Source organism: Kosakonia sp. 1610 (genome assembly GCF_050435845.1).
GTDB classification, from domain to species: domain Bacteria; phylum Pseudomonadota; class Gammaproteobacteria; order Enterobacterales; family Enterobacteriaceae; genus Kosakonia; species Kosakonia cowanii.
In genome coordinates, this window is sequence record NZ_JBNDKZ010000001.1 from 1,264,709 (window position 1) to 1,285,506 (window position 20,798).

At 56.4% G+C, this 20,798-nt stretch carries 16 protein-coding genes; 10 read left to right on the forward strand and 6 right to left on the reverse strand.

Annotated features, from left to right (window positions below; genetic code table 11):
• Positions 1–9: 9 nt before the first annotated feature.
• Positions 10–927 carry a hydroxymethylglutaryl-CoA lyase gene (locus ABIC80_RS06060; RefSeq protein WP_429176032.1) on the forward strand — a complete coding sequence of 306 codons (918 nt, stop codon included), beginning with the start codon at positions 10–12 and terminating at the stop codon, positions 925–927.
• Between the two features lie 23 nt (positions 928–950).
• On the forward strand, positions 951–2,282 hold the full coding sequence (locus ABIC80_RS06065; RefSeq protein ID WP_312423829.1) for an MFS transporter: 1,332 nt from the start codon (positions 951–953) through the stop codon (positions 2,280–2,282).
• 35 nt (positions 2,283–2,317) lie between these two features.
• Here ABIC80_RS06065 and ABIC80_RS06070 read toward each other — a convergent pair whose 3' ends face one another.
• Positions 2,318–2,926 (reverse strand): class I SAM-dependent methyltransferase, encoded by a 609-nt coding sequence (locus ABIC80_RS06070; RefSeq protein ID WP_429176490.1) that lies wholly within the window; start codon positions 2,924–2,926, stop codon positions 2,318–2,320.
• Positions 2,919–3,407 (reverse strand): GNAT family N-acetyltransferase, encoded by a 489-nt coding sequence (locus ABIC80_RS06075; protein WP_429176034.1) that lies wholly within the window; start codon positions 3,405–3,407, stop codon positions 2,919–2,921. The genes ABIC80_RS06070 and ABIC80_RS06075 overlap by 8 nt, the downstream gene beginning before the upstream one ends.
• A gap of 168 nt (positions 3,408–3,575) precedes the next feature.
• On the opposite strand from ABIC80_RS06075, the gene ABIC80_RS06080 reads away from it, so the two are divergent.
• Complete coding sequence (locus ABIC80_RS06080; RefSeq protein ID WP_076769836.1) at positions 3,576–4,397, forward strand: alpha/beta fold hydrolase; 822 nt, start codon at positions 3,576–3,578, stop codon at positions 4,395–4,397.
• Between the two features lie 470 nt (positions 4,398–4,867).
• On the opposite strand, the gene ABIC80_RS06085 is transcribed toward ABIC80_RS06080, so the two are convergent.
• From ABIC80_RS06085 to ABIC80_RS06095, 3 genes are all read right to left on the reverse strand, one after another.
• The gene (locus tag ABIC80_RS06085) at positions 4,868–6,646 is read right to left on the reverse strand and encodes a thiamine pyrophosphate-requiring protein (RefSeq protein ID WP_094419868.1); all 1,779 of its coding nucleotides are present in this window, start codon (positions 6,644–6,646) and stop codon (positions 4,868–4,870) included.
• A gap of 167 nt (positions 6,647–6,813) precedes the next feature.
• Positions 6,814–8,364 (reverse strand): sensor domain-containing diguanylate cyclase, encoded by a 1,551-nt coding sequence (locus tag ABIC80_RS06090; RefSeq protein ID WP_042713097.1) that lies wholly within the window; start codon positions 8,362–8,364, stop codon positions 6,814–6,816.
• Positions 8,365–8,449: 85 nt separating this feature from the next.
• A complete protein-coding gene (locus ABIC80_RS06095) occupies positions 8,450–9,682 on the reverse strand; it encodes a diguanylate phosphodiesterase (RefSeq protein ID WP_429176036.1) in 1,233 nt (410 codons plus the stop codon).
• A gap of 477 nt (positions 9,683–10,159) precedes the next feature.
• Here ABIC80_RS06095 and ABIC80_RS06100 point away from each other — a divergent pair, with 477 nt between their 5' ends.
• The 3 genes from ABIC80_RS06100 (at position 10,160) to sra (ending at position 13,147) form a co-directional block, all read left to right on the forward strand.
• Positions 10,160–11,698, forward strand: a complete 1,539-nt coding sequence (locus ABIC80_RS06100; RefSeq protein ID WP_429176493.1) for a methyl-accepting chemotaxis protein — start codon at positions 10,160–10,162, stop codon at positions 11,696–11,698.
• A 55-nt stretch (positions 11,699–11,753) separates the two neighbouring features.
• Positions 11,754–12,830 carry a mannuronate-specific alginate lyase gene (locus ABIC80_RS06105; protein ID WP_429176038.1) on the forward strand — a complete coding sequence of 359 codons (1,077 nt, stop codon included), beginning with the start codon at positions 11,754–11,756 and terminating at the stop codon, positions 12,828–12,830.
• 179 nt (positions 12,831–13,009) lie between these two features.
• Positions 13,010–13,147 (forward strand): stationary-phase-induced ribosome-associated protein, encoded by a 138-nt coding sequence (gene sra / locus ABIC80_RS06110; RefSeq protein ID WP_023478646.1) that lies wholly within the window; start codon positions 13,010–13,012, stop codon positions 13,145–13,147.
• A gap of 58 nt (positions 13,148–13,205) precedes the next feature.
• Here sra and ABIC80_RS06115 read toward each other — a convergent pair whose 3' ends face one another.
• Entirely contained in the window at positions 13,206–13,652 is a 447-nt protein-coding gene (locus ABIC80_RS06115; protein WP_429176039.1) for a DUF943 family protein, read from the reverse strand.
• Positions 13,653–13,996: 344 nt separating this feature from the next.
• On the opposite strand from ABIC80_RS06115, the gene ABIC80_RS06120 reads away from it, so the two are divergent.
• From ABIC80_RS06120 to ABIC80_RS06135, 4 genes are all read left to right on the forward strand, one after another.
• Positions 13,997–15,700, forward strand: a complete 1,704-nt coding sequence (locus tag ABIC80_RS06120; protein WP_042713092.1) for an NAD-dependent malic enzyme — start codon at positions 13,997–13,999, stop codon at positions 15,698–15,700.
• Between the two features lie 306 nt (positions 15,701–16,006).
• Complete coding sequence (locus tag ABIC80_RS06125) at positions 16,007–17,716, forward strand: ABC-F family ATP-binding cassette domain-containing protein (RefSeq protein WP_429176041.1); 1,710 nt, start codon at positions 16,007–16,009, stop codon at positions 17,714–17,716.
• A 267-nt stretch (positions 17,717–17,983) separates the two neighbouring features.
• Positions 17,984–18,994 (forward strand): alcohol dehydrogenase AdhP, encoded by a 1,011-nt coding sequence (gene adhP, locus ABIC80_RS06130; protein WP_429176042.1) that lies wholly within the window; start codon positions 17,984–17,986, stop codon positions 18,992–18,994.
• Between the two features lie 171 nt (positions 18,995–19,165).
• Positions 19,166–20,788, forward strand: coding sequence for a TIGR04028 family ABC transporter substrate-binding protein (locus tag ABIC80_RS06135; RefSeq protein WP_429176044.1), 1,623 nt, complete (start codon positions 19,166–19,168; stop codon positions 20,786–20,788).
• Positions 20,789–20,798 lie beyond the last annotated feature (10 nt).

Genomic DNA, 20,798 nt, shown 5'->3' on the forward strand with positions numbered 1-20,798 from the left:
GAGATAACGATGCCAACAGCTATTCAGATTACCGAAGTAGGCCCGCGCGATGGTTTTCAAAATATTAAATCGTTTATCGACACGGATTTAAAAACGCTGATCATCGATAAACTCGTTGACGCAGGCTTAACCCAGATCGAAATAACCTCGCTGGTCAGCCCGAAAGCGATCCCGCAAATGGCAGATGCCGGTGATGTTATCGCCCATGTGCTGGCTAAACATCCGCAGATAACGCCCTGGGTATTAGTGCCTAACAGTAAAGGCGCGCAGTTAGCGCACCAGCATCAGATTAAGCACATCAACTATGTGATATCGGTCAGCCCGGCGCATAACCGGGCAAATATCAATCGCAGCCATCAGGAGTCACTGGAGGATCTCCGTGCGATTCGCCACCGCTGGCCGGAATTAACGATCGCGCTGTCGCTGGCGACAGCGTTCGGTTGCCCCTTTATTGGCGCAACGGATAGCAACACCCTGCTGGAGATCATCGACTCCGCCCATCAACTGGGCATCCGCCGCGTCACCCTGTGCGACACCATTGGCGTTGCTAATCCACGCCAGACTGCGCGGGTGCTGCAAAGCGTGCAGCTGCGCTTTCCGGACATCGATTTCGCTCTGCATATGCACAACACCCACGGCATGGCGCTCGCCAATATGTTGGTCGGTTATCAGAACGGAATCAGGCGTTTCGAAACGGCGGCAGGCGGGCTGGGCGGTTGTCCTTTCGCTCCAGGCGCTGCGGGAAATTGCGCCACGGAAGACGCGGTAAATATGTTTAACCGCATGGGCGTCAACACCGGAATTTCTCTTGAAGCACTGTTAACCGTCGCCTCTGGTATACGGGAAACCATTGAGCCGCAGCTTTTAAGCGCCCTTTCACGCGCGCGTCCTTACAGCGAATTTGATTTTTGCGGCGATAAAAAATAATAAACCCTACGGAATTACCTATTATGGATAACAAAACAGTCAGACCAAAAATGACGCACTACAGATGGTGGGTGATGAGCTTTATTTTTGTCATCTACACCGTCGCCAATGCGGATCGCGCCAATATTGGCTTTGCCATCCCGTTTATTCAGGAGGAGTTTAATCTCTCCAACACCATGGCAGGCGTGCTTATTAGCCTGTTCTTTGCCGGTTATGCCTTCTTTCAAATCCCTGCCGGCTACTTAATTAAACGCTATGGCATGCGCAATATTTTCGCTCTCGGCATGCTGCTCACCTCGATATTTACTGGCTTTATGGGCGTGGTAAATAGTGTTTGGTTGCTGAAGTTGCTGCGCTGCCTGGTGGGTATCAGCGAAGCGCCGGTGGTGATTGGCTCAACGGCCACCATCAATCAGTGGTTTCCGGCGAAAGAGAAAGGCACCGCAACCGGGTTGTTTCTCGCGGGATCCAAGTTTGGCCCACTGATTGTGCCCGCACTCTGCGCCTGGATAATCATGACCTGGGGCTGGCGCTATATCTTTGTCTTCTTCGCCATTCCCGGCATCCTGCTCTCGCTGTTCTGGTATCTCATGGTACGTAACAAGCCGGAAGAGAGCCGCTTCGTGAATGCGCAGGAGGTAGCGTACATTCGCGAAGAGTCGACGGCAGTGACCCAGAGTGTGCAACAGAACACGCTGAAATATGGCTGGCTGGATAAGCTGATCCGCACCAGGCAGGTGGACGAACTCACTACCTCGAAACAGGTGTTTCGCTGCTGGGATATCTATGGCGTGGCGCTGGGCTACTTTTCGATGGTCGGCATCGTCAGCGTGCTGATGTCCTGGCTACCCAAATATCTGATCACCGAACGCGGTTTCGACTTAACCAGCTCCGCCGTGCTGGCGGCGGCCCCCTTCCTTGGTACGGTATTAGGCAATTTTCTCGGCGGCGTGCTGTCAGACCGGGTGTTAAATAAACGCCGCAAACCGCTGATGCTGCTAAGCGCCGGCGCCACTATCTTCACCATGTATTCGCTGGTCTATGCACCGGAGAGCAAAATAGTCCTCTCGCTGATGCTCTTTATGCTGGGGCTGATGCTGTCGCTGGGCTACTCGGCCTACTCCGTTTACGCCATGGGCCGCGCCAGTAAAGAGATCTATCCGGTGGCCTACAGCGTTATCAACATGGGCGGGCAGCTCGGCGGAATGTGTATGCCGCTGCTGGTTGGCGTGATTCTGGACACCTGGAACTGGGATGCGGTGTTTATGGCAATGACCGGCTTCTGCGCGCTCTGCTTTATTATGGTTTCGACGGTAATTGAACCCCTGTCGAAGAGCATAAAAATTATCAGATAAGCACGTTCAGGGGCGGAAACGCCCCTTTTCTCCACTTACGCTTTACGCTGCGCCAGCCAGACCGAATGCCCGGTGCAGTGCGGATCGTTTAGCACCACATCCACCACTTCAAAGTTAATCTCTGCCATCAGTGCGCGATACATCTGCGGCGCAAGGCTGGCGTGATAGAGCGTTTCGCCCTCCATCTGGCCGAATGCCTCGCCATCTTCCGGCCCACTGGTAAACATCAGGACGCTGCCTGCATGGCTGTGCTGTTCAAAGCGGGTGAACATCTGCTTTTGATCGTCTTGCGTCAGATGAAAAAAGCTGTCCCAGGCGATAAGCCCGTCAAAGGTTTCACCCAGCGACAGCTGGCGCATATCCTGTAACAGCCAGCGTTGCTGGGGGAAATTCTCACGGGCGCGATCAATCATCGCGGGCGCGCCATCGACACCCGTCAGTTGAAAACCCTGCGCAATCAGCCACCCCGCGATGGGCTGACCGTTCCCGCAGCCGATATCCACTATTCGCCCCTGCGGCGGTAACCGTGCCGCGAACTTCTCCAGCCACGTTTTCTCAAACAGCGCCCGTGAGCGCTGCTCTGCAAAGGCTGCGGCATGGCGCTGATAGAGAGCAAGAATCCCCTCCGCGGTTTTGTTACTCATCATCACGCTCCTTCAGGTGACAGATCATATCAATGCACTTCAGATCCGCTCCCGCCAGCTTCGAGTGATACACACTCTCCCGCACCACCGTGAACCCGCGCTTTTGATAGAAGTTGCAGGCATTGGGCGTTGCCGCAAGCGTCAGATGGCTAAAGCCACGCCTGAGTGCCTCCTGTTTCAGAGCATCCATAATGTGCGTTGCCAGCCCGTGGCCTTCCCACTCCGGCAGGGTAAAAATGGCCTCGATGCTGCCAGTGGCAATATCGAGAAAGCCGGTCGCTACCGGCTGCCCCTCTTCTGATAGCGCGATATAAAAGGGGTTCTCGTTAATCATCATGACCTGCCCCTGCGGCATCGTCTCCGGCGTCCAGGCGGCAATAACCTCATCGCTATAGATCCCTTTGCAGCCGTGGCGAATCGCCGCATTGCGAATGCGCCAGATAGCCGGTGCCTCATCGGGTTGTGCCAGCCTGATCTTCATCCTTATCTCCTTACGTATTCTCCGATTCCATCCGCATGCTCTGCACGCGCGCGATGGGCTGCTACAGTTTTACGGTAGTGATTCGAAACGCGAGGCGAATCAGCCGCGATACGAACATTGATGAATAACCAGCAAGAATGTGTCACCACTCAACGATGAGGTAAGGCAATGAGTACTATCAAAACGCAAGATGGAACGCAGATCTACTACAAAGATTGGGGTTCAGGTAAACCGGTGCTGTTCAGCCACGGCTGGCCGCTGGATGGTGATATGTGGGACAGCCAGCTCAACTTCCTCGCCGAGCGTGGTTACCGGGTTATCGCCTTTGACCGTCGCGGCTTTGGCCGTTCTGAGCAGCCGTGGAACGGTTATGACTACGATACCTTTGCCTCCGACATCAACGATCTGATCACCGCGCTGGATCTGCATGATGTCACGCTTGTCGGCTTCTCCATGGGCGGCGGCGACGTGGCGCGCTACATTGGCCGTTATGGCACCTCGCGCGTGGCTGGCCTGGCGCTGCTGGGCGCCGTTACGCCTATTTTTGGCAAAACGGACGACCACCCAGAAGGCGTCGATAAGAGCGTTTTTGATGAGATCAAAGAGGGTCTGCGTAAAGATCGCGCGCAGTTTATTAGCGACTTTGCCACACCGTTTTATGGGCTTAATGCCGGGCAGAAAGTGTCTGACGGCGTACTGACGCAGACCCTGAATATCGCCCTGCTGGCGTCGCTGAAAGGGACGATTGATTGCGTCACCGCGTTCTCAGAAACCGACTTCCGCGAAGACATTAAAAAAGTGGATGTGCCGACGCTTGTGATTCATGGCAGCAATGACCAGGTGGTACCGTTCGAAGCGACCGGTAAGCTTTCAGCCGAGATGATCCCCGGTGCCGAATTGAAGGTTTATGACAATGGCCCGCACGGCTTTGCCGTTACCCATCAGGATCAGCTTAACAACGATCTGCTGGCGTTCTTGCAGAAGATTTGAGTTACACACTCTCCAGGCCTGATAAGGCAAAGCCATCATCAGGCATTGTTTGCCGGGTGGCGCTACGCTTACCCGGCCTACAACACCGCGTAGGCCTGATAAGGCGAAGCCGCCATCAGGCATTGCTTGCCGGGTGGCACTGCGCTTAGCGGGCCTACAACACCGCGTAGGCCTGATAAGGCGAAGCCGCCATCAGGCACTGCTTGCCGGGTGGCGCTGCGCTTACCCGGCCTACAACACCATGTGGGCCTGATAAGGCGAAGCCGCCATCAGGCACTGTTTGCCGGGTGGCGCTACGCTTACCCGGCCTACAACACCACGTGGGCCTGATAAAGCGGAGTCGCCCAGACATTGCTTGCCGGATAGCGCTGCGCTTACCCGGCCTACAACACCACGTAGGCCTGATAAGGCGGAGCCGCCATCAGAGTCTGGCAAAAGCCCGGTGAGTTCATTTTCACCGGGCTTTTTCATCACTTCTTATGGAACAACTGGCTGGCGGTATCGCTAATCACCTGCACGGCACCACGATCTCCCTTCGCCATTGAGGCCATAAAGGCTTTCGCCTGCTTAAAGGTAATATGCGGCGGCAACGGCGCCACTTCCGGATCCGTCTTCACCTCCAGCACCACCGGGCGGTCGGACTGCAACGCCTGCTGCCAGGCGGTTGAGAGCGCGTCCGGGTTATCAACAAAAATCCCGCCCAGCCCCAGCGATTGCGCAAACTCGGCATAACGCACATCCGGCAGCTGCTGGGTCGCTTCAAAGCGCGGATTGCCCTCCATCACCCGCTGCTCCCAGGTTACCTGGTTAAGATCCTGGTTATTGAAAACGCAAATCACCAGCCGCGGATTCGCCCACTGCTGCCAGTACTTCTGAATAGTGATCAGCTCTGCCATATTGTTCATCTGCATTGCCCCATCGCCCACCAGCGCGACAACCACCTTCTCCGGTGCGGCAAATTTCGCTGCAATCGCATATGGCACCGCCGCGCCCATGCAGGCCAGCCCGCCGGAGAGCGACGCGCGCTGCCCCTGCTTAACGCGGTAATCGCGGGCAAACCAGTTGGCGCAGGAACCTGAATCGGAAGTGACAATCGCGTCATCCGGCAGCAGCGGAGACATCTCCCACACCACGCGCTGCGGGTTAACCGGGTTCGCCGGTGCCATCGCGCGCTGCTCCATCAGTTCCCACCAGCTCTGCACATTTTTCGCAATCGACTCCTGCCAGCTACGGTCTGTTTTCTGCTCCAGCAGCGGCAGCAAGGCGCGTAACGTCTCTGCTGAGTCGCCGTGGAGATTGACTTCGCAGGGATAGCGCAGCCCCAGCATTGCCGGGTCGATATCAATCTGCACGGCGCGGGCGCTGCCTTCTGCCGGCAAAAATTCGGTCCACGGGAAACCGCTGCCAATCATCAGCAGCGTGTCGCACTCCTGCATCAGTTTCCACGAGGGTTCGGTGCCAAGCAGACCAATCGAGCCGGTAACAAACGGCGCATCGTCGGGAAGGACATCTTTACCGAGCAGCGCTTTCGCCACGCCAGCACCCAGCACATTCGCCGCCTGCACCACTTCCACCGCTGCATTGCGTGCGCCAGCACCAATCAGGATGGCCACTTTTTTACCGGCATTCAGCACTTCAGCGGCGCGTTGCAAATCAACCTGATGAGGAATAACGCGCGGGCGCTGATAGCCCGAGCCGGAGTGGGTAAAGCCGTGGGCATGTTGCGGAGCCTGCCAGGGTTCGTCCTGCACATCTTTCGGGATAATAACCACCCCGACGCCATTCTGCGCCATTGCCACGCGCACACCGCGATCCACCAGATGACGCACCTGCGCAGGAGTCGCGGCTTCCTGGACAAAGTTGGCGACGTCGGAGAAGACGCGATCGAGATTCATCTCCTGCTGATAGCTCGCTCCGCGCGCGGTAGTCTCTGCCTGGCCGGCAATCGCCAGCACCGGGGCGTGATCCATTTTGGCGTCGTAGAGGCCGGTCAGCATATGGGTTGCCCCCGGGCCACCGGTCGAGAGACAGACGCCCAGCTCGCCGGTAAATTTGGCATGTCCAACCGCCATAAACGCCGCCATCTCTTCATGGCGAACCTGGATAAACTCAATGCCGTCGCCGGATTTATTCGCGCGCTGAATTGCCCCGAGCACGCCGTTGATGCCATCTCCGGGGTAACCATAAATACGTGTCACGCCCCACTCTTTCAGGCGCTGGACGAAGAAATCGCTGGTCTTCATGCTCATCGTGCTCTCTCCTTGCAGCTTCATTAGAAACATTAAGGGTAGTCGATGATGAATTTGCAGGTTGGGTAAGCATGCAGATCGCCTGATGGCGACTCCGTCTTATCAGGCCTAGGGGGAATTGCAGTTGTAAGCCGGGTAAGCGCAGCGCTACCCGGCAAGGGCTCATATCAGGAGGCGGAGAGCGCCCGGTCGCGCCCATCGATTTTCGCCTGGTAGAGCGCCTTATCCGCCCCCTCTTTCAGGCGAATGGCGTCATCATAATTTTGATCGGCAACCAGGCTATAACACCCGGCGCTGATGGTCACAATGCTCTGCTGCGCGCTGGTCTTCACGTGCGGGATCTGCGCATTGCGCACCGCGGTCACCGCCTGACGGGCAACAAACAGCGCCGCTTCAGGGCCAGTATCCGGCAGAACAATCGCGAACTCCTCCCCGCCGTAGCGAGCAATCAAATCATTCGGTCTCAGTTTCAGCTTTTGTAGGATCTCACCCACCATCCGCAGACAGTTATCCCCGGCAACATGGCCGTAAAAATCGTTATAGCGCTTGAAGTAGTCGATATCGATCATGATCAATGCCACCGGTTTTTGCGTCAGTGCCGAGGCCTTCAGGCTTTTATTTAAAAAGAGATCGAACTGGCGACGGTTCGCAAGCCCTGTCAGCCCATCGGCCAGCGCCATTAATTGCAGCGTATGGTTGATACTGGTCAGCTCATCACGCAGCACCGCAAGCTCGGTCTGATTACGTACATTGAGCCGCACCTGGCGAAAGATAATCGACCCCATCAACAGGGTGCCGAGCAGCAGCATACCGTTAAGCACCAAATCCGGCAGGCTCTCCTGCAACCACCTGTTCCACAGCGCCGGTCTGTCGTAACCGGCAGCGACCACCAGCGGATAGCGCTCAAGGCGGGCAAAGCCATAAGTGCGTTCAACGTGATCGAGCGCGGAGATCCAGGTACCGTTACCGCGATCTTTTCGCGCCAGCTCCCGTGTAAAGAGCGGGCTGGCAGAGAGATTGCGGTTGATGATCTCGTCACCATACGGGCGCACATAGAGCGCGGTGCCGTCAATATTCAGCAGCGCCAGCATGTCGCGCTGACCAAGCTCAAAGTAAGCATAAAAATGGCGGAAATAGTCGATCCGCACCGTCGCCAGCAGGATGCCTTCAAAACCGCCCGCTTTATCGCTGATGCGTAACGACACCGGGATCACTAAATCGCCGGTCGTGCGGCTACGGATCACATGACCAATGTGCACGCTACCGTGACCATTACGGCGGTGATAAACAAAATATTCGCGGTCGCTGTTGTTTGACATCACCGGGATTTTGCCAAACGACGTTGACTTCATATTGCCCTGAGCGTCATAGACCATCAGGCCATGCAGCTGCGGCAGGCGGGATTTCAGATCGGCGAGATAGATATCAAACTGTGGTGCGTTGATCTGGTCAACGTTCTCTACCGGCAGATTACGGCGAATGTCGCGCAGCACCAGCTCCGCCTGGAGAAAAGTATCTTCCGCTTGACGCGCCTGCGAGATCGACAGGTTAACCGCATCGCGCTCAATATCCTCGACCGCACGCTCCCAGGAGCGGGTCAGCGTCCAGGTGGTAGTTGCCATTCCTGCCAGCAGCAGCGCCACGATAAAAAAGGTAATACTGCGCCCCAGAGAAGATTCGAGTGCCAGTTTCCGTGCGAGCTGCTTTTTAATTTTCATCCACGCTCCTTTGTCACATCCACTGTCGATACGTTAAGCATAGAAGTACGATGATCTATAAGCCAAACCGGTTAAGCGTTTCGTGCTATGAGGGTTTTTTATTGAGAGGAATACGCTCAGGCCAGTTAATCGCCGGCACACCATTCAGCAGCGGGCGGGCGAAGAGAAAGCCCTGAAAACGCTCGACGCCAACGGCTTCAAGCCAGCACCACTCTTCCACCTTCTCCACCCCTTCCGCGACCACGCTAATTTGCAGCTCGGCACAGCACTCGAGAATGGCTTTAACAATCGCCTGTTTCGGACCATGAAGATGAATATCGGTAACGATAGTGCGATCGATTTTCAGCTTATCGGGTTGAAACTTCGCCAGCAGCGACAGCCCGGCAAACCCTGAACCAAAGTCATCAATCGCCAGGCCAATCCCCGCCGCGCGCAGCTGGCGGATCGCCCAGGTGAACTCGTCATAGCTGGAGATCACCTCATCTTCCGTCACTTCGACAATAATCTGCCCGGGGCTGAGCTTATTGCGCGCAATGTGCCCAAGGAGCATATCCACCGCCCCCGGGATCTTGACCAGCGACATCGGCAGCAGGTTAAGCGCAATTTTGTGGTTGCCGATGCCAATACGACGTGCCATCGCCAGCGCCCACGCTTTGGAGGCGAGATCCGCTTCGTGCAGTTTCTCCGGTGCAATGGTCGCGAAATAGTCCTGCGGGCTGCCGCCGTCTGGCCCGCGGATCAGCGCTTCCAGTGAAGAGATTTTGCCGCGCAGCGGTTCGATAATCGGCTGGAAGGCGAACTGACAGGGCTGCCCCTCGAGCATGGGCAGCGTCTCCTGGCTAAACGGCGACGCTTTGCGGGTAAAGCGCCACTCGTCAGGCGAGGTATTGCGTACGCCGCCGTTGTTATTGGCCGAGGAGATAAAATTGCGGATAAATTTGTAGGCCCGATCGCTGCTCGCCTGGTTGTAGCGCACCATGCCAAAGCGCAATACAGCGCGTAGCACCACCGCAGGTTGCACCGTGCGCAGATCAAACAGCACCATGCCGCGATCGATAAAACGGCGGCGCGGCGCAAAGTCCCGCAGCAGTTCGACGATATTACCGTGGCGAATATCGTTGTTGATGCGTTCAAAAACGCTGTTAACTGACTCCAGCGGTCCTTCAAGAACCTGCAAAAAATACTCGCCGTCGAACAATAAGATACCCGTCACCTGCAACTTTGCGTTGCTGTGGTTTGCTCGCTCGACGATAGTAGTCAGTTGAGAGGGAATTAATGCCCGATTCAGTCGGCTACGGTATATCAAAGTCGCTAACACGCGATGCTACCCTCAAAATGCCCACAAAGAACCCGAATGGATGATGCCATCGCGGGAGTCTAGCAATATCCTGCCCATCCCGTTGGCTGAACAGAGGCCAATCTGTTAGCGTGATCGCAGATTAAAGTGACTTTATGGTACACATTCCTTCACGCAACCTTCGCAGCCCGATGTTAAAACCTCTTTTCCCCGCTGCGCTTTTTTGTCCCCTTTCCACATCGCCCGCCATCAATTTGGCTTAAGGATTTACTTAATGCTAGCTGATATTTCGCAGCCCATTTTAATTTTTCATAATAATAACAATTATGCGCTTCACTCTTTAAGTGCCACTTAAAAAATAATTAACCCAACCGCTTTTCGTGTCGCCTGAGTTAATGGAAAATGCCCGGGCAATAACAATAACGACATTTCATGAAGAAAATGACTATGCTCTTTGCGCCTGCGGCAATAGATGGCGCGATCCACCGTGGGGTTATTATGAAACGCAACACACCCGTTACACAAAACGAATATTTACTTAACGAAGACTCGACATTATTATCGACAACCGACACGCAAAGCCATATCACTTATGCCAACACAGCATTTATTGAGGCCAGCGGTTTTACGGAAGAGCAGCTGAAAGGTCAGCCACACAATATTATTCGCCACCCGGACATGCCGCCCGCCGCCTTCGGCGATATGTGGTTTACCCTCCAGCAAGGCGACAGCTGGACCGGGATCGTCAAGAACCGCCGTCAAAATGGCGATCACTACTGGGTGCGCGCCAACGTCACGCCGGTCTACCAGCAAGGAAAATTAACCGGCTATATCTCAGTGCGTAATATTCCGGCACGCGAAGAGATTGACGCCAGCGCGTCGCTTTATCAGCGTGTTAATGAAAATAAAATTAAAGGTTATAAGTTTTATAAAGGATTACTGGTTCGTCGCGGTTTACTTTCATTTTTATCTTTATTTCAACGTATCAGTGCGGCCGGACGCATTTATTTCGGCATCATCCCCTCTGCTGCTCTGTTAGTGGTATTGCAATTCTTCTATTTTAATGCCGTAGAAAAATCCGCAGCGGTGTTAATTATTCTTGCCCTGCTCACGCTCTTTTTGCAGCAGCAATTTTCCCGCCCACTGAAAATTGTGCTCGCGCAAATGCAGCGCGTCGTTTCCGGGCGCAAAGCTGATTACCAGCACTTTAATCGCGTCGATGAGATTGGGCTTCTGATGCGCCTGGTCAATCAGTCCGGGCTCAACCTCAATTCGCTGGTCGGCGATGTCTCAGCGCAAATTGCCGGGATCCGTGGGGTAAGCGAGCAGATCGCCCGCGAAGGCGACGCATTGCACAGCCGCACGGCAGAAACCTCCGCCGACCTGCACCAGACGGCGGCAGCGGTTGAGGAGATTGCCAGCGCGGTGAAACAGACAGCGGAAACGGCGGCAGAGGCCATGAGCCGGGCAGACGAAACCAGCGTCGTTGCGGTGAAAAGCGGAGAAGCGATGAAACAGGCCATCGCGATGATGCAGGCAGTCTCGGCAGATAACAGCAAGATCGTCGATATTATCGGCGTTATCGACAGCATCGCCTTCCAGACCAATATCCTCGCCCTCAACGCTGCGGTGGAAGCCGCGCGCGCCGGTGAGGCGGGCCGCGGGTTTGCCGTGGTGGCCGCCGAGGTGCGTAATCTGGCTCAGCACTCCGCCTCGGCGGCGCGGCAGATCCAGACGCTGATTGAACACAACGTGGCAAATGTGAAAAGCGGCGTCGGTATGGTTGCCAGCACGGAGAGCCACCTGACGGCGATGATCGAGAATGTGGTCACCATGTCGACAATGATTAAAGAGATCGGTACCGCCACCCATGAACAGACGCAGGCGCTGGCGCTGATTAACGATTCGGTCTCCCGCGTGGGCGGCATGACGCAAAACAATAGCGGCATGGTTGACCATGTCACCCAGGCGGCGGAAAACCTCTCTGCACGCGCCGCGCGCCTGCATCGTGCGGTGCACGTTTTTGGCGGCAGCTGAAAAACAAACGGCCATGCTATAGTCCCCCCTTCCAGTAGCGGAAGGAGAACGTAGCATGGTGTTTCTGCGCGCAGGGCTGATCTTTATCCTCTTTACAGCGGCAACCCACGCCGCCCACCTTATTCCCCCCGCAGGCTTTAGCCAGCCCCCGGCAACACATACGCTGGCTAAAAACCTCTCCTGCCCCGACGCACCACCGCCCTTTACCGGCACACTCGATTTTCGCAGTAAATATGAAGGTTCAGACAGCGCCCGCGCCACGCTCAATCCGCAGGCGGAAGCGGCTTTCCACCAGCAAACTCGCGCCATCGCCGATATGGAGAAATTCGTCAGCGCGCAAATCACCGCCTGGCACCGCAGCGGCGATGCCCGCGATGTTTCCTGTGTTGTCACCGCGCTCAATCGCTGGGCCACGGCCGGGGCGCTACTCGGCGAGGCGCGAAACCACACCGGTAAATCGATGCGCAAATGGGCGCTGGCTACCTTCTCATCAGGCTGGCTTCAGCTGAAATTTTCAGCGAGCCATCCGCTGAACGCCTGGCCTGAGCAGACGCAAAACATCACCCGCTGGCTCGGCAAGATGGGGGATTTAACCGCCAGCGAATGGCGGGATTTGCCGCAAAGAAAGGTCAATAATCACAGCTACTGGGCAGCCTGGGCGTTAATGGCAACCTCAGTAGCAACCGGGCGGCAGGATCTCTTTGACCAGTCCCTGGCGATCTACCGCACCGCTATGAACCAGATTGATGCCGACGGCTTTCTGCCTAATGAGCTGCGTCGCCGCCAGCGGGCGCTGGCTTATCACAATTACGCCCTGCAACCGCTGGTGATGATCGCCCTTTTCGCCCGTGCCAACGGCGTCGATATGCCTCAGGAGAATAGGGCTGCGTTACAGCGGCTTGCCACGCAGGTGATTGCCGGGCTGGATAACCCGCAGCCCTTCACCGACAGAAGCGGCGCTCAGCAGGATATGGCCTTTTTGCAGCAGCCGACAAATCTTGCCTGGCTGGAGGCCTGGTGCCAGCTCTCAACCTGCGATAACGATCTGCGCGCGCGGCTCGCCAGCCTGCGACCGCTGCAAAACAGGCGCCTCGGTGGGCCGCTGACGCTGCTAGTCGGGCCAAAAGAGTGATGTGGCGCACAGGTCAGCGAGACTGTTCTTAAAAGTGCCCATCAGGGTTGAGATTTGCGCAGCGATAGCCGAGGATAATCTTTCGGTATGGAAACATACCTTGCAATGATGTGATTGTATTTCGCCCGGCCATTTACCGGGCTTGTCCTTGAAACACGCAACTGGATTAAGGAGTAAGCATGAAATCGAACCGTCAGGCACGTCATCTTATGGGACTGGATTACAAAGTGTCGAACACCCGTAAGGTTGTCACCAAAGACAACAACGAGGAGACCGTTGTCTCCCACCGCTCCGGCCGTCATCGCCGCGCGGGTTAAGACCCACTCCCACACCACCCTGCGGGGTGGTGTTTATCCGGGCTTTACTCCGCGTTACTCACTCTGTGCTTTTTCCACCAGCTTCCCGTCCCTTAACGTAAACCGCATCATCAAAAATGAATTTTTGTGCGCCATCGCGCGTGCGCAGCACCATCATCAGGATATTTTTATCGATACAGTTTTTCGGCCCCGGCATATCCTCAAAGCAGAGCCGGTCTTTATCCTCTTCGGGAAGATAACCCTCACCAAAGGCATAGATATAAACACTTTTCGCACCCCGTTCATGGATAGAGGTAATGTGGTATTGCGTACTGATGGTCTCTTTGTTAATTAACCACCAGGCAATCCGCTTGCTATCAGACAGCGGCAAGCGATCAACCAATACCGAGGCGACGAATTCATTCTGATGTACGGCAATAATGTGCGTTGGGCGATTGTTAAGATAAAAATAAGTAGCAATACCTGCCGCAACAAAGGCCACCGCCAGGCCAAATCCTTTTTTCATTGTGTACCGCCTTCAATATCAACAATGGCTTTCATTATTTTGAGGGAAATGTGCAGCCATAAGCGTTACTCCTTAACGTAATGTTCCTTGCTATCGATTTTTTCAAACATATAACGACAAAGACCATTCATGTAGCAGGGATACTGGAGTTTTTTGTTTATGCCGCCAGCATCACATTTCAGCTCCCCACATGCCGCTTACCAGGAAAGTTGATAAAAATTCAATCAACGAATAGGTCAATCGGGAAGTATTTGCTCATTCAATGCTTTATAATTGCGCCCGCCGCTGTACCCGCGTGCGACCTCACCCCCCGTGCGCGCGTTCGTTTCTCAAGGAGCTGTTAGATGAATGCCAAACATAATAAGAATCGGTCACTGTATATCCCCTACGCAGGACCCGTGTTGCTCGAGTTTCCCCTGCTGAACAAAGGTAGCGCCTTCAGCGTTGAAGAGCGCAGCAGTTTCAACCTGCTGGGCCTGCTGCCGGAAGTGGTGGAAACCATTGAAGAGCAAGCCGAGCGCGCCTGGTTGCAGTATCAGGGCTTCAAGACCGATATCGATAAACACATTTACCTGCGTAACATTCAGGACACCAACGAAACCCTCTTCTACCGTCTCGTCGAAAATCATCTTGAAGAGATGATGCCGGTGATCTACACCCCGACGGTCGGCTGGGCGTGCGAACGCTTCTCAGATATCTACCGCCGCGCGCGCGGTGTGTTCATCTCCTGGCAAAATCGCGGCAGCATGGATGACATCCTGCAAAACGTGCCGAACCACAATATCAAAGTGATTGTGGTCACCGACGGCGAGCGCATCCTCGGCCTTGGCGACCAGGGCATTGGCGGGATGGGCATTCCTATCGGTAAGCTGTCGCTCTACACCTCCTGCGGCGGCATCAGCCCGGCTTACACCCTGCCGGTGGTGCTGGATGTCGGCACCAACAACCAGCAACTGCTCAACGATCCGCTCTATATGGGCTCGCGCCATCCGCGCATTACCGGCGATGAGTACTACGCCTTTGTGGATGAGTTCATCCAGGCGGTGAAACAGCGCTGGCCGGACGTGCTGTTGCAGTTCGAAGATTTTGCCCAGAAAAACGCCATGCCGCTGCTGAACCGCTACCGGGATGAGATCTGCTCCTTTAACGATGACATTCAGGGCACGGCCGCCGTCACCGTCGGGACACTGATTGCCGCCAGCCGCGCGGCGGGCAGCCAGCTCAGCGATCAGAAAATTGTCTTCCTCGGGGCCGGTTCCGCTGGCTGCGGTATCGCCGAGCAGATCATCGCCCAGACCCAGCGTGAAGGCCTTAGCGAAGAAGCCGCGCGCCAGAAAGTCTTTATGGTTGACCGTTTCGGCCTGCTGACCGACGGCATGCCAAACCTGCTGCCGTTCCAGACCGGGCTGGTGCAGAAGCGCGAAAATCTGCAAAACTGGGATATTAACGTCCAGAACGAAGCGATCTCCCTGCTTGATGTGGTGCGCAACGTGAAGCCGGATATCCTGATTGGCGTCTCCGGCCAGACCGGGCTGTTCACGGAGGAGATTATCCGTGAGATGCACAAACACTGCCCGCGCCCGATCGTGATGCCGCTCTCCAACCCGACTTCGCGGGTGGAAGCAACGCCGCAGGACATCATCAGCTGGACCAACGGCATGGCGCTGGTTGCCACCGGCAGCCCGTTTGCCCCGGTGCAGTTTCAGGATAAAGTCTTCCCGATTGCCCAGTGCAACAACGCCTATATCTTCCCGGGCATTGGCCTTGGTGTGATCTCCTCCGGCGCGTCGCGTATCACTGACGATATGCTGATGGCGGCGAGTGAAACGCTGGCTGAGTACTCGCCGCTGCTGCTGAATGGCGAAGGGCTGGTGCTGCCGGAACTGAAGGATATTCAGATAGTGTCGCGCGCAATCGCCTTTGCCGTCGGCAAAATGGCGCAGCAGCAAGGCGTGGCGGTGAAAACCTCCCCGGAAGCGCTGAAGCAGGCCATTGATGACAACTTCTGGGAGCCGCAGTACCGCAACTATCGCCGTACCTCGATTTAACTCTCCCCGCAACCCGGAGCACGCTGCTCCGGGTTTTTTGTTGCTGGTAAATCATTCACTTCCTCGCTAAACTCCTTTTCACCCATCAACTTACTGAATATAAAAAAGGAGGCTACCTATGCTGTATTGTGAATTGTTTGACTATTCACATGCATTTGGCGATCGCGCCAGCTCAAGCGTTACCGGTATCGTGCTGCGATAACCTCTGCTTGAGCGAAGCATAACTCTCCCTTCCCTCGGGCTTACCGGGTTGTCGTCAGCGATGTTTGACGAGGCGTTTTCACGCCTGTAACTCTTGAGTAAGCAATGAGCACACTACTATCTGCACAATCAATCCGTGTTGAGACCGCCTTCGGTCCGCTGTTTTCTGACCTCTCCTTTACCCTGAAAAAGGGCGATCGCCTTGGGCTTATTGGCGACAATGGCTGCGGCAAAAGTACCCTGCTGAAGGTGCTTGATGGCACGATCTCCCCGCTTTCCGGTATGGTGACACAGGCGCATCACTGCCTGCTGGCGCGCGTGGAGCAACACCTCCCCGATGAACTGTTGTCAATGACGCTGCTTGATGCGGTGCTGGCGCAACTCCCTTCGGCTGAACGGGAAACCCAGCGCTGGCGCGCAGAATCGCTGCTCGCCACGATGGGGTTGAACGAGCAGGAGATTGCCTTAACGGCGGCGACGCTGAGCGGCGGGCAACACACCCGCCTGCTGCTGGCGCGGGCGCTGATCCGCGAACCCGACCTGCTGTTACTGGATGAGCCAGGCAACCACCTCGATCTGCCCACTCTGCTGTGGCTGGAGCAGTTTCTGCAAAGCTGGTCCGGCAGCTTTGTGATGGTCTCCCACGACGCCGCACTGCTGGATGCCGTCACCAACGGCACCTGGATCCTGCGCGACCATACGTTGCACGGTTTCGCCTTACCCTGCACTCTGGCGCGCAAAGCGCTTGGGGAGCGGGATGAGAGCGATGCCCTGCGCCACAAAGCGGAGCAGAAGGAGATTGACCGTGTGACCGCCAGCGCCAAACGGCTGGCGACATGGGGTCGCGTCTACGACAACGAAGATCTGGCGCGTAAAGCAAAACAGATGGCACGCCAGGTGGATCGCCTGAAAGCGAGCCAGACGGAACTGACCGACGGCAGCCAGTGGCGGCTGGCGCTGCATGGCGAACCCTTAGCGGCTGACCGCTTACTGGAGATGGATAACCTGGCGGTCTCCCCCGCGTCGGGGTTGCCTGCGCTGTTCCGCATCCCGCTTGCCCGCCTGAAAAGCGGCGATCGGGTGGCGGTGCTCGGGCGCAACGGCTGCGGGAAATCCTCTCTGCTAAGGCTTATCTGGCAGGTTTACCACCAGCCGGAGCATGACGCCCTGCGCCTGCATCCGCGGCTGCATGCCGGGTATTACGATCAGAGCCTGCACCAGTTGCCGGACGAGTCGACCCTGTTCGACGCGCTGGAGCCTTTCGCCCCGGCGCCCGGTGACAGGAAAATGGCCTTGATCAGCGCCGGTTTTGCCTTTTCTCGTCACAGCCAGCGTGTGGCAACACTCAGCGGCGGCGAGCGCTCGCGGCTGCTCTTTGTCGGGCTGTCGCTGGCGCGCTTTAACCTGCTGATGCTCGATGAGCCGACCAACCACCTTGATATGGCGGGCAAAGAGGAGCTGGCGCAGGCGTTAACGCAGTTCAGCGGCGGCGTGCTGCTGGTGAGCCACGACCGGCAGTTGATAAGCCAGAGCTGTAACCGTTTCTGGCTGGTGGAAGATGGCGAGCTGAGCGAGTGGCATGATGCCGACACGGTGTTTGCCCGTTTGCGCGAACGCGCTGGCTCGCCGGTTGCGGCGGTTAACACGCAATCCTGCACCGCTGCGGCACCGGACGATGATGACGCTCTGCTGGAGCGGCTAATCGATCTGGAAATGCGGCTGGAGGAAGATCTGGCGCGCAAAGAGAAGCATCAAAAACCCCAGTTGCAGGCGCAGTGGCGCGACGAGATCGCCCGTCTTCGCTTGCTGTTGTAGCCGTTTTATCTCTGCTTCAAAGGCACCGCAAGGTGCCTTTTTTCATATTTCCCACATATTCATGACATCTGTGCAGCACGTTTTGTAACCACATTAACTGTTTGATTACTCACCATTTACCCTACCTGATATAAGGGTAATGGCGGCAAAGTATGTCATTCTGTTGCCAGGCTATTGAATCCCTTTCCTAAACCATTAACTCTTAAGGGGTATTGAGGGATGAGGCGATAGCGCTTCACCGTTCTTTTGCCAGCAAGGAGATTAAAGATGAAAGCTGCCGTTGTTACTCAGGATCACCAGGTTGCTATTGCAGAGAAGACGCTGCGCCCGCTGAAACATGGCGAAGCGCTGCTGAAAATGGAGTGTTGCGGCGTATGCCACACCGATCTGCATGTTAAAAACGGTGATTTTGGCGACAAGACCGGGGTGATCCTCGGTCATGAAGGGATTGGCATCGTCACGGAGATTGCCGAAGGCGTCACCTCGCTGAAACCAGGCGATCGCGCCTCTGTTGCGTGGTTCTTCCAGGGCTGCGGCCACTGTGAATATTGCAACAGCGGCAATGAAACCCTGTGCCGCGAAGTGGTCAACGCCGGTTACACCGCCGATGGCGGCATGGCGCAGGAGTGCATTGTGGTAGCGGATTACGCGGTAAAAGTGCCGGACGGCCTCGGCTCCGCGGAAGCCAGCAGCATCACCTGTGCGGGTGTCACCACCTATAAAGCGGTGAAAGTGTCGCAGATTAACCCGGGCCAGTGGATCGCAATTTATGGTCTGGGCGGCCTCGGCAACCTGGCATTGCAGTACGCGAAAAATGTCTTTAATGCCAAAGTGATCGCCATTGACGTGAATGACGAGCAGCTTAAGCTTGCCGCCAGCATGGGCGCCGATCTGACCATCAACTCGCGCAGCGAAGATGCGGCGAAAGTGGTGCAGGAGAAAACCGGCGGCGCGCATGCGGCCGTGGTGACCGCCGTGGCGAAAGCGGCCTTTAACTCGGCGGTCGACGCCGTGCGCGCCGGTGGACGCGTGGTCGCCGTTGGTCTGCCGCCGGAAGCGATGAGCCTCGATATTCCGCGTCTGGTGCTGGACGGCATCCAGGTGGTGGGTTCGCTGGTCGGTACCCGTCAGGATCTTACCGAAGCCTTCCAGTTCGCCGCCGAAGGGAAAGTGGTGCCGAAAGTGGCGCTGCGCCCGCTGGAAGATATCAACGCCATCTTTAAAGAGATGGAGCAGGGCCAGATCCGTGGCCGTATGGTGATCGATTTACGTCATTGATCGCGCACGGTGCAGGGTGTTCGCGCCCTGCACCGCGCTTACGCTTGCCTCCCCATCCCCGCTGTTTTGCGCTTTTCTGAAAAGCTTATCTCATTTCCTTTGTTCCCTTGTTCTGACGCTCCCCGGATGATGAAGGCGACGTTAAAACAAGAGATAACAAAGGAATTCACCATGCGCTTCCCTTTTCGTAGACCGCTGTTAGCGGCGTTGATCACGGCTGCTCCGTTGCTGAGCCAGGCAGCGCAAACGCCGGTTAAAGGCGGCACGCTGATCTATCTTGAGCAGCAGGCACACACCAACCTCTACCCCCCGGCGGGCGGTTTCTACCCGAATGGCGGCATCCTCAATCAAATTACCGACAAACTCACCTGGCAGAACCCCAAAACACTGGAGGTGGAGCCGTGGATCGCCGAAAGCTGGAGCAGCAACGCCGACAAAACGGAGTACACCTTCAAAATTCGTCCCGGCGTGACCTTCTCCGATGGCACGCCGCTGGATGCGGCAGCGGTGGCGAAAAACTTTGATACCTACGGGCTGGGGAATAAAGCGCAGCGCCTGCCGGTCTCAGAGGTGATCAACAACTACGACCACAGTGAAGTGATCGATGCGCACACCGTGAAGTTCTACTTTAAAAAGCCCTCGCCGGGGTTCCTGCAGGGAACGGCGACCATCGGATCCGGCCTGGTCTCCCTTAGCACGCTGCAACGCAGCTTCGATTCGCTGGGCGACGCCCGGCATATTATTGGCTCCGGGCCGTTTGTGGTCAGCGATGAGAAACTCGGCCGTGAAGTGACCCTCACGGCACGTAAAGATTACCGCTGGGGGCCGAAAAATATCCCTCAGCAAGGCCCTGCCAATCTCGACGGCATAAAAATCATTGTCACGCCGGAAGATAGCGTGCGCATTGGCGCGCTGCTGGCAGGCCAGGCCGGGTTTATCCGCCAGGTTCAGGCCTACGACGAGAAGCAGGCCACCGACCAGGGCTTTACCATCTATGCGGCGCCGACGCGCGGCGTTAATGACAGCCTCAGTTTCCGCCCGGACAACCCGCTGGTCGCCGACCTGCGCGTACGTCAGGCGCTGCTGCATGCCACCAATGCGAAGCAGGTGGTTGAAACCCTCTTCTCCCGCAACTATCCGCAGGCCACCTCGGTGATCGCGGCCTCCGCCGCCGGGTATGTCAATCTCAGCGACAAACTGGCGTTTGACCCGGCAAAGGCTAACCAGCTGCTTGATGAAGCGGGCTGGAAAACTGGCGCGGACGGCGTGCGTGCAAAAGAGGGCCAGCGGCTGGCACTGACGGTGTATGAGTCGCTGCCACAGCCGCAAAACAAAGAGGTGCTGCAACTGGTGGCGCAACAGTGGAAACAGGTCGGCGTGGCCCTGAGCGTAAAAGCAGGCGATGCCGGCAGCCGCACGCTGGATAACCTCGACCCGCTGAAAACGCCCTTAACCGTTTCTGAAGTGGGCCGCGCCGATCCGGACGTGGTGAAAAGTATGTTCTTCCCGGCCAACCGCGATGCGCTGCTGCAAAAAGGCGGCTCCAGCGACAAAGTGAAGCGTTTCCGCGACGACCAGCTTAATGACAAGCTGACGGCGATTTCAGCCGAAGTTGACCCGCAAAAACGGCTGCAACTCACCGGCGATGCGCAGCGCTACCTGCTCGATAACGCCTATGTGATCCCTATCTTTGAAGAGCCGCAGGTGTTTGCCGGTGCGCCATCGGTGAAAGGCGTTGCCTTTGAAGCCGTTGGACGCCCCTCATTCTATGGCGCCTGGATCGAGAAAGAGTAAGGGGATCGCG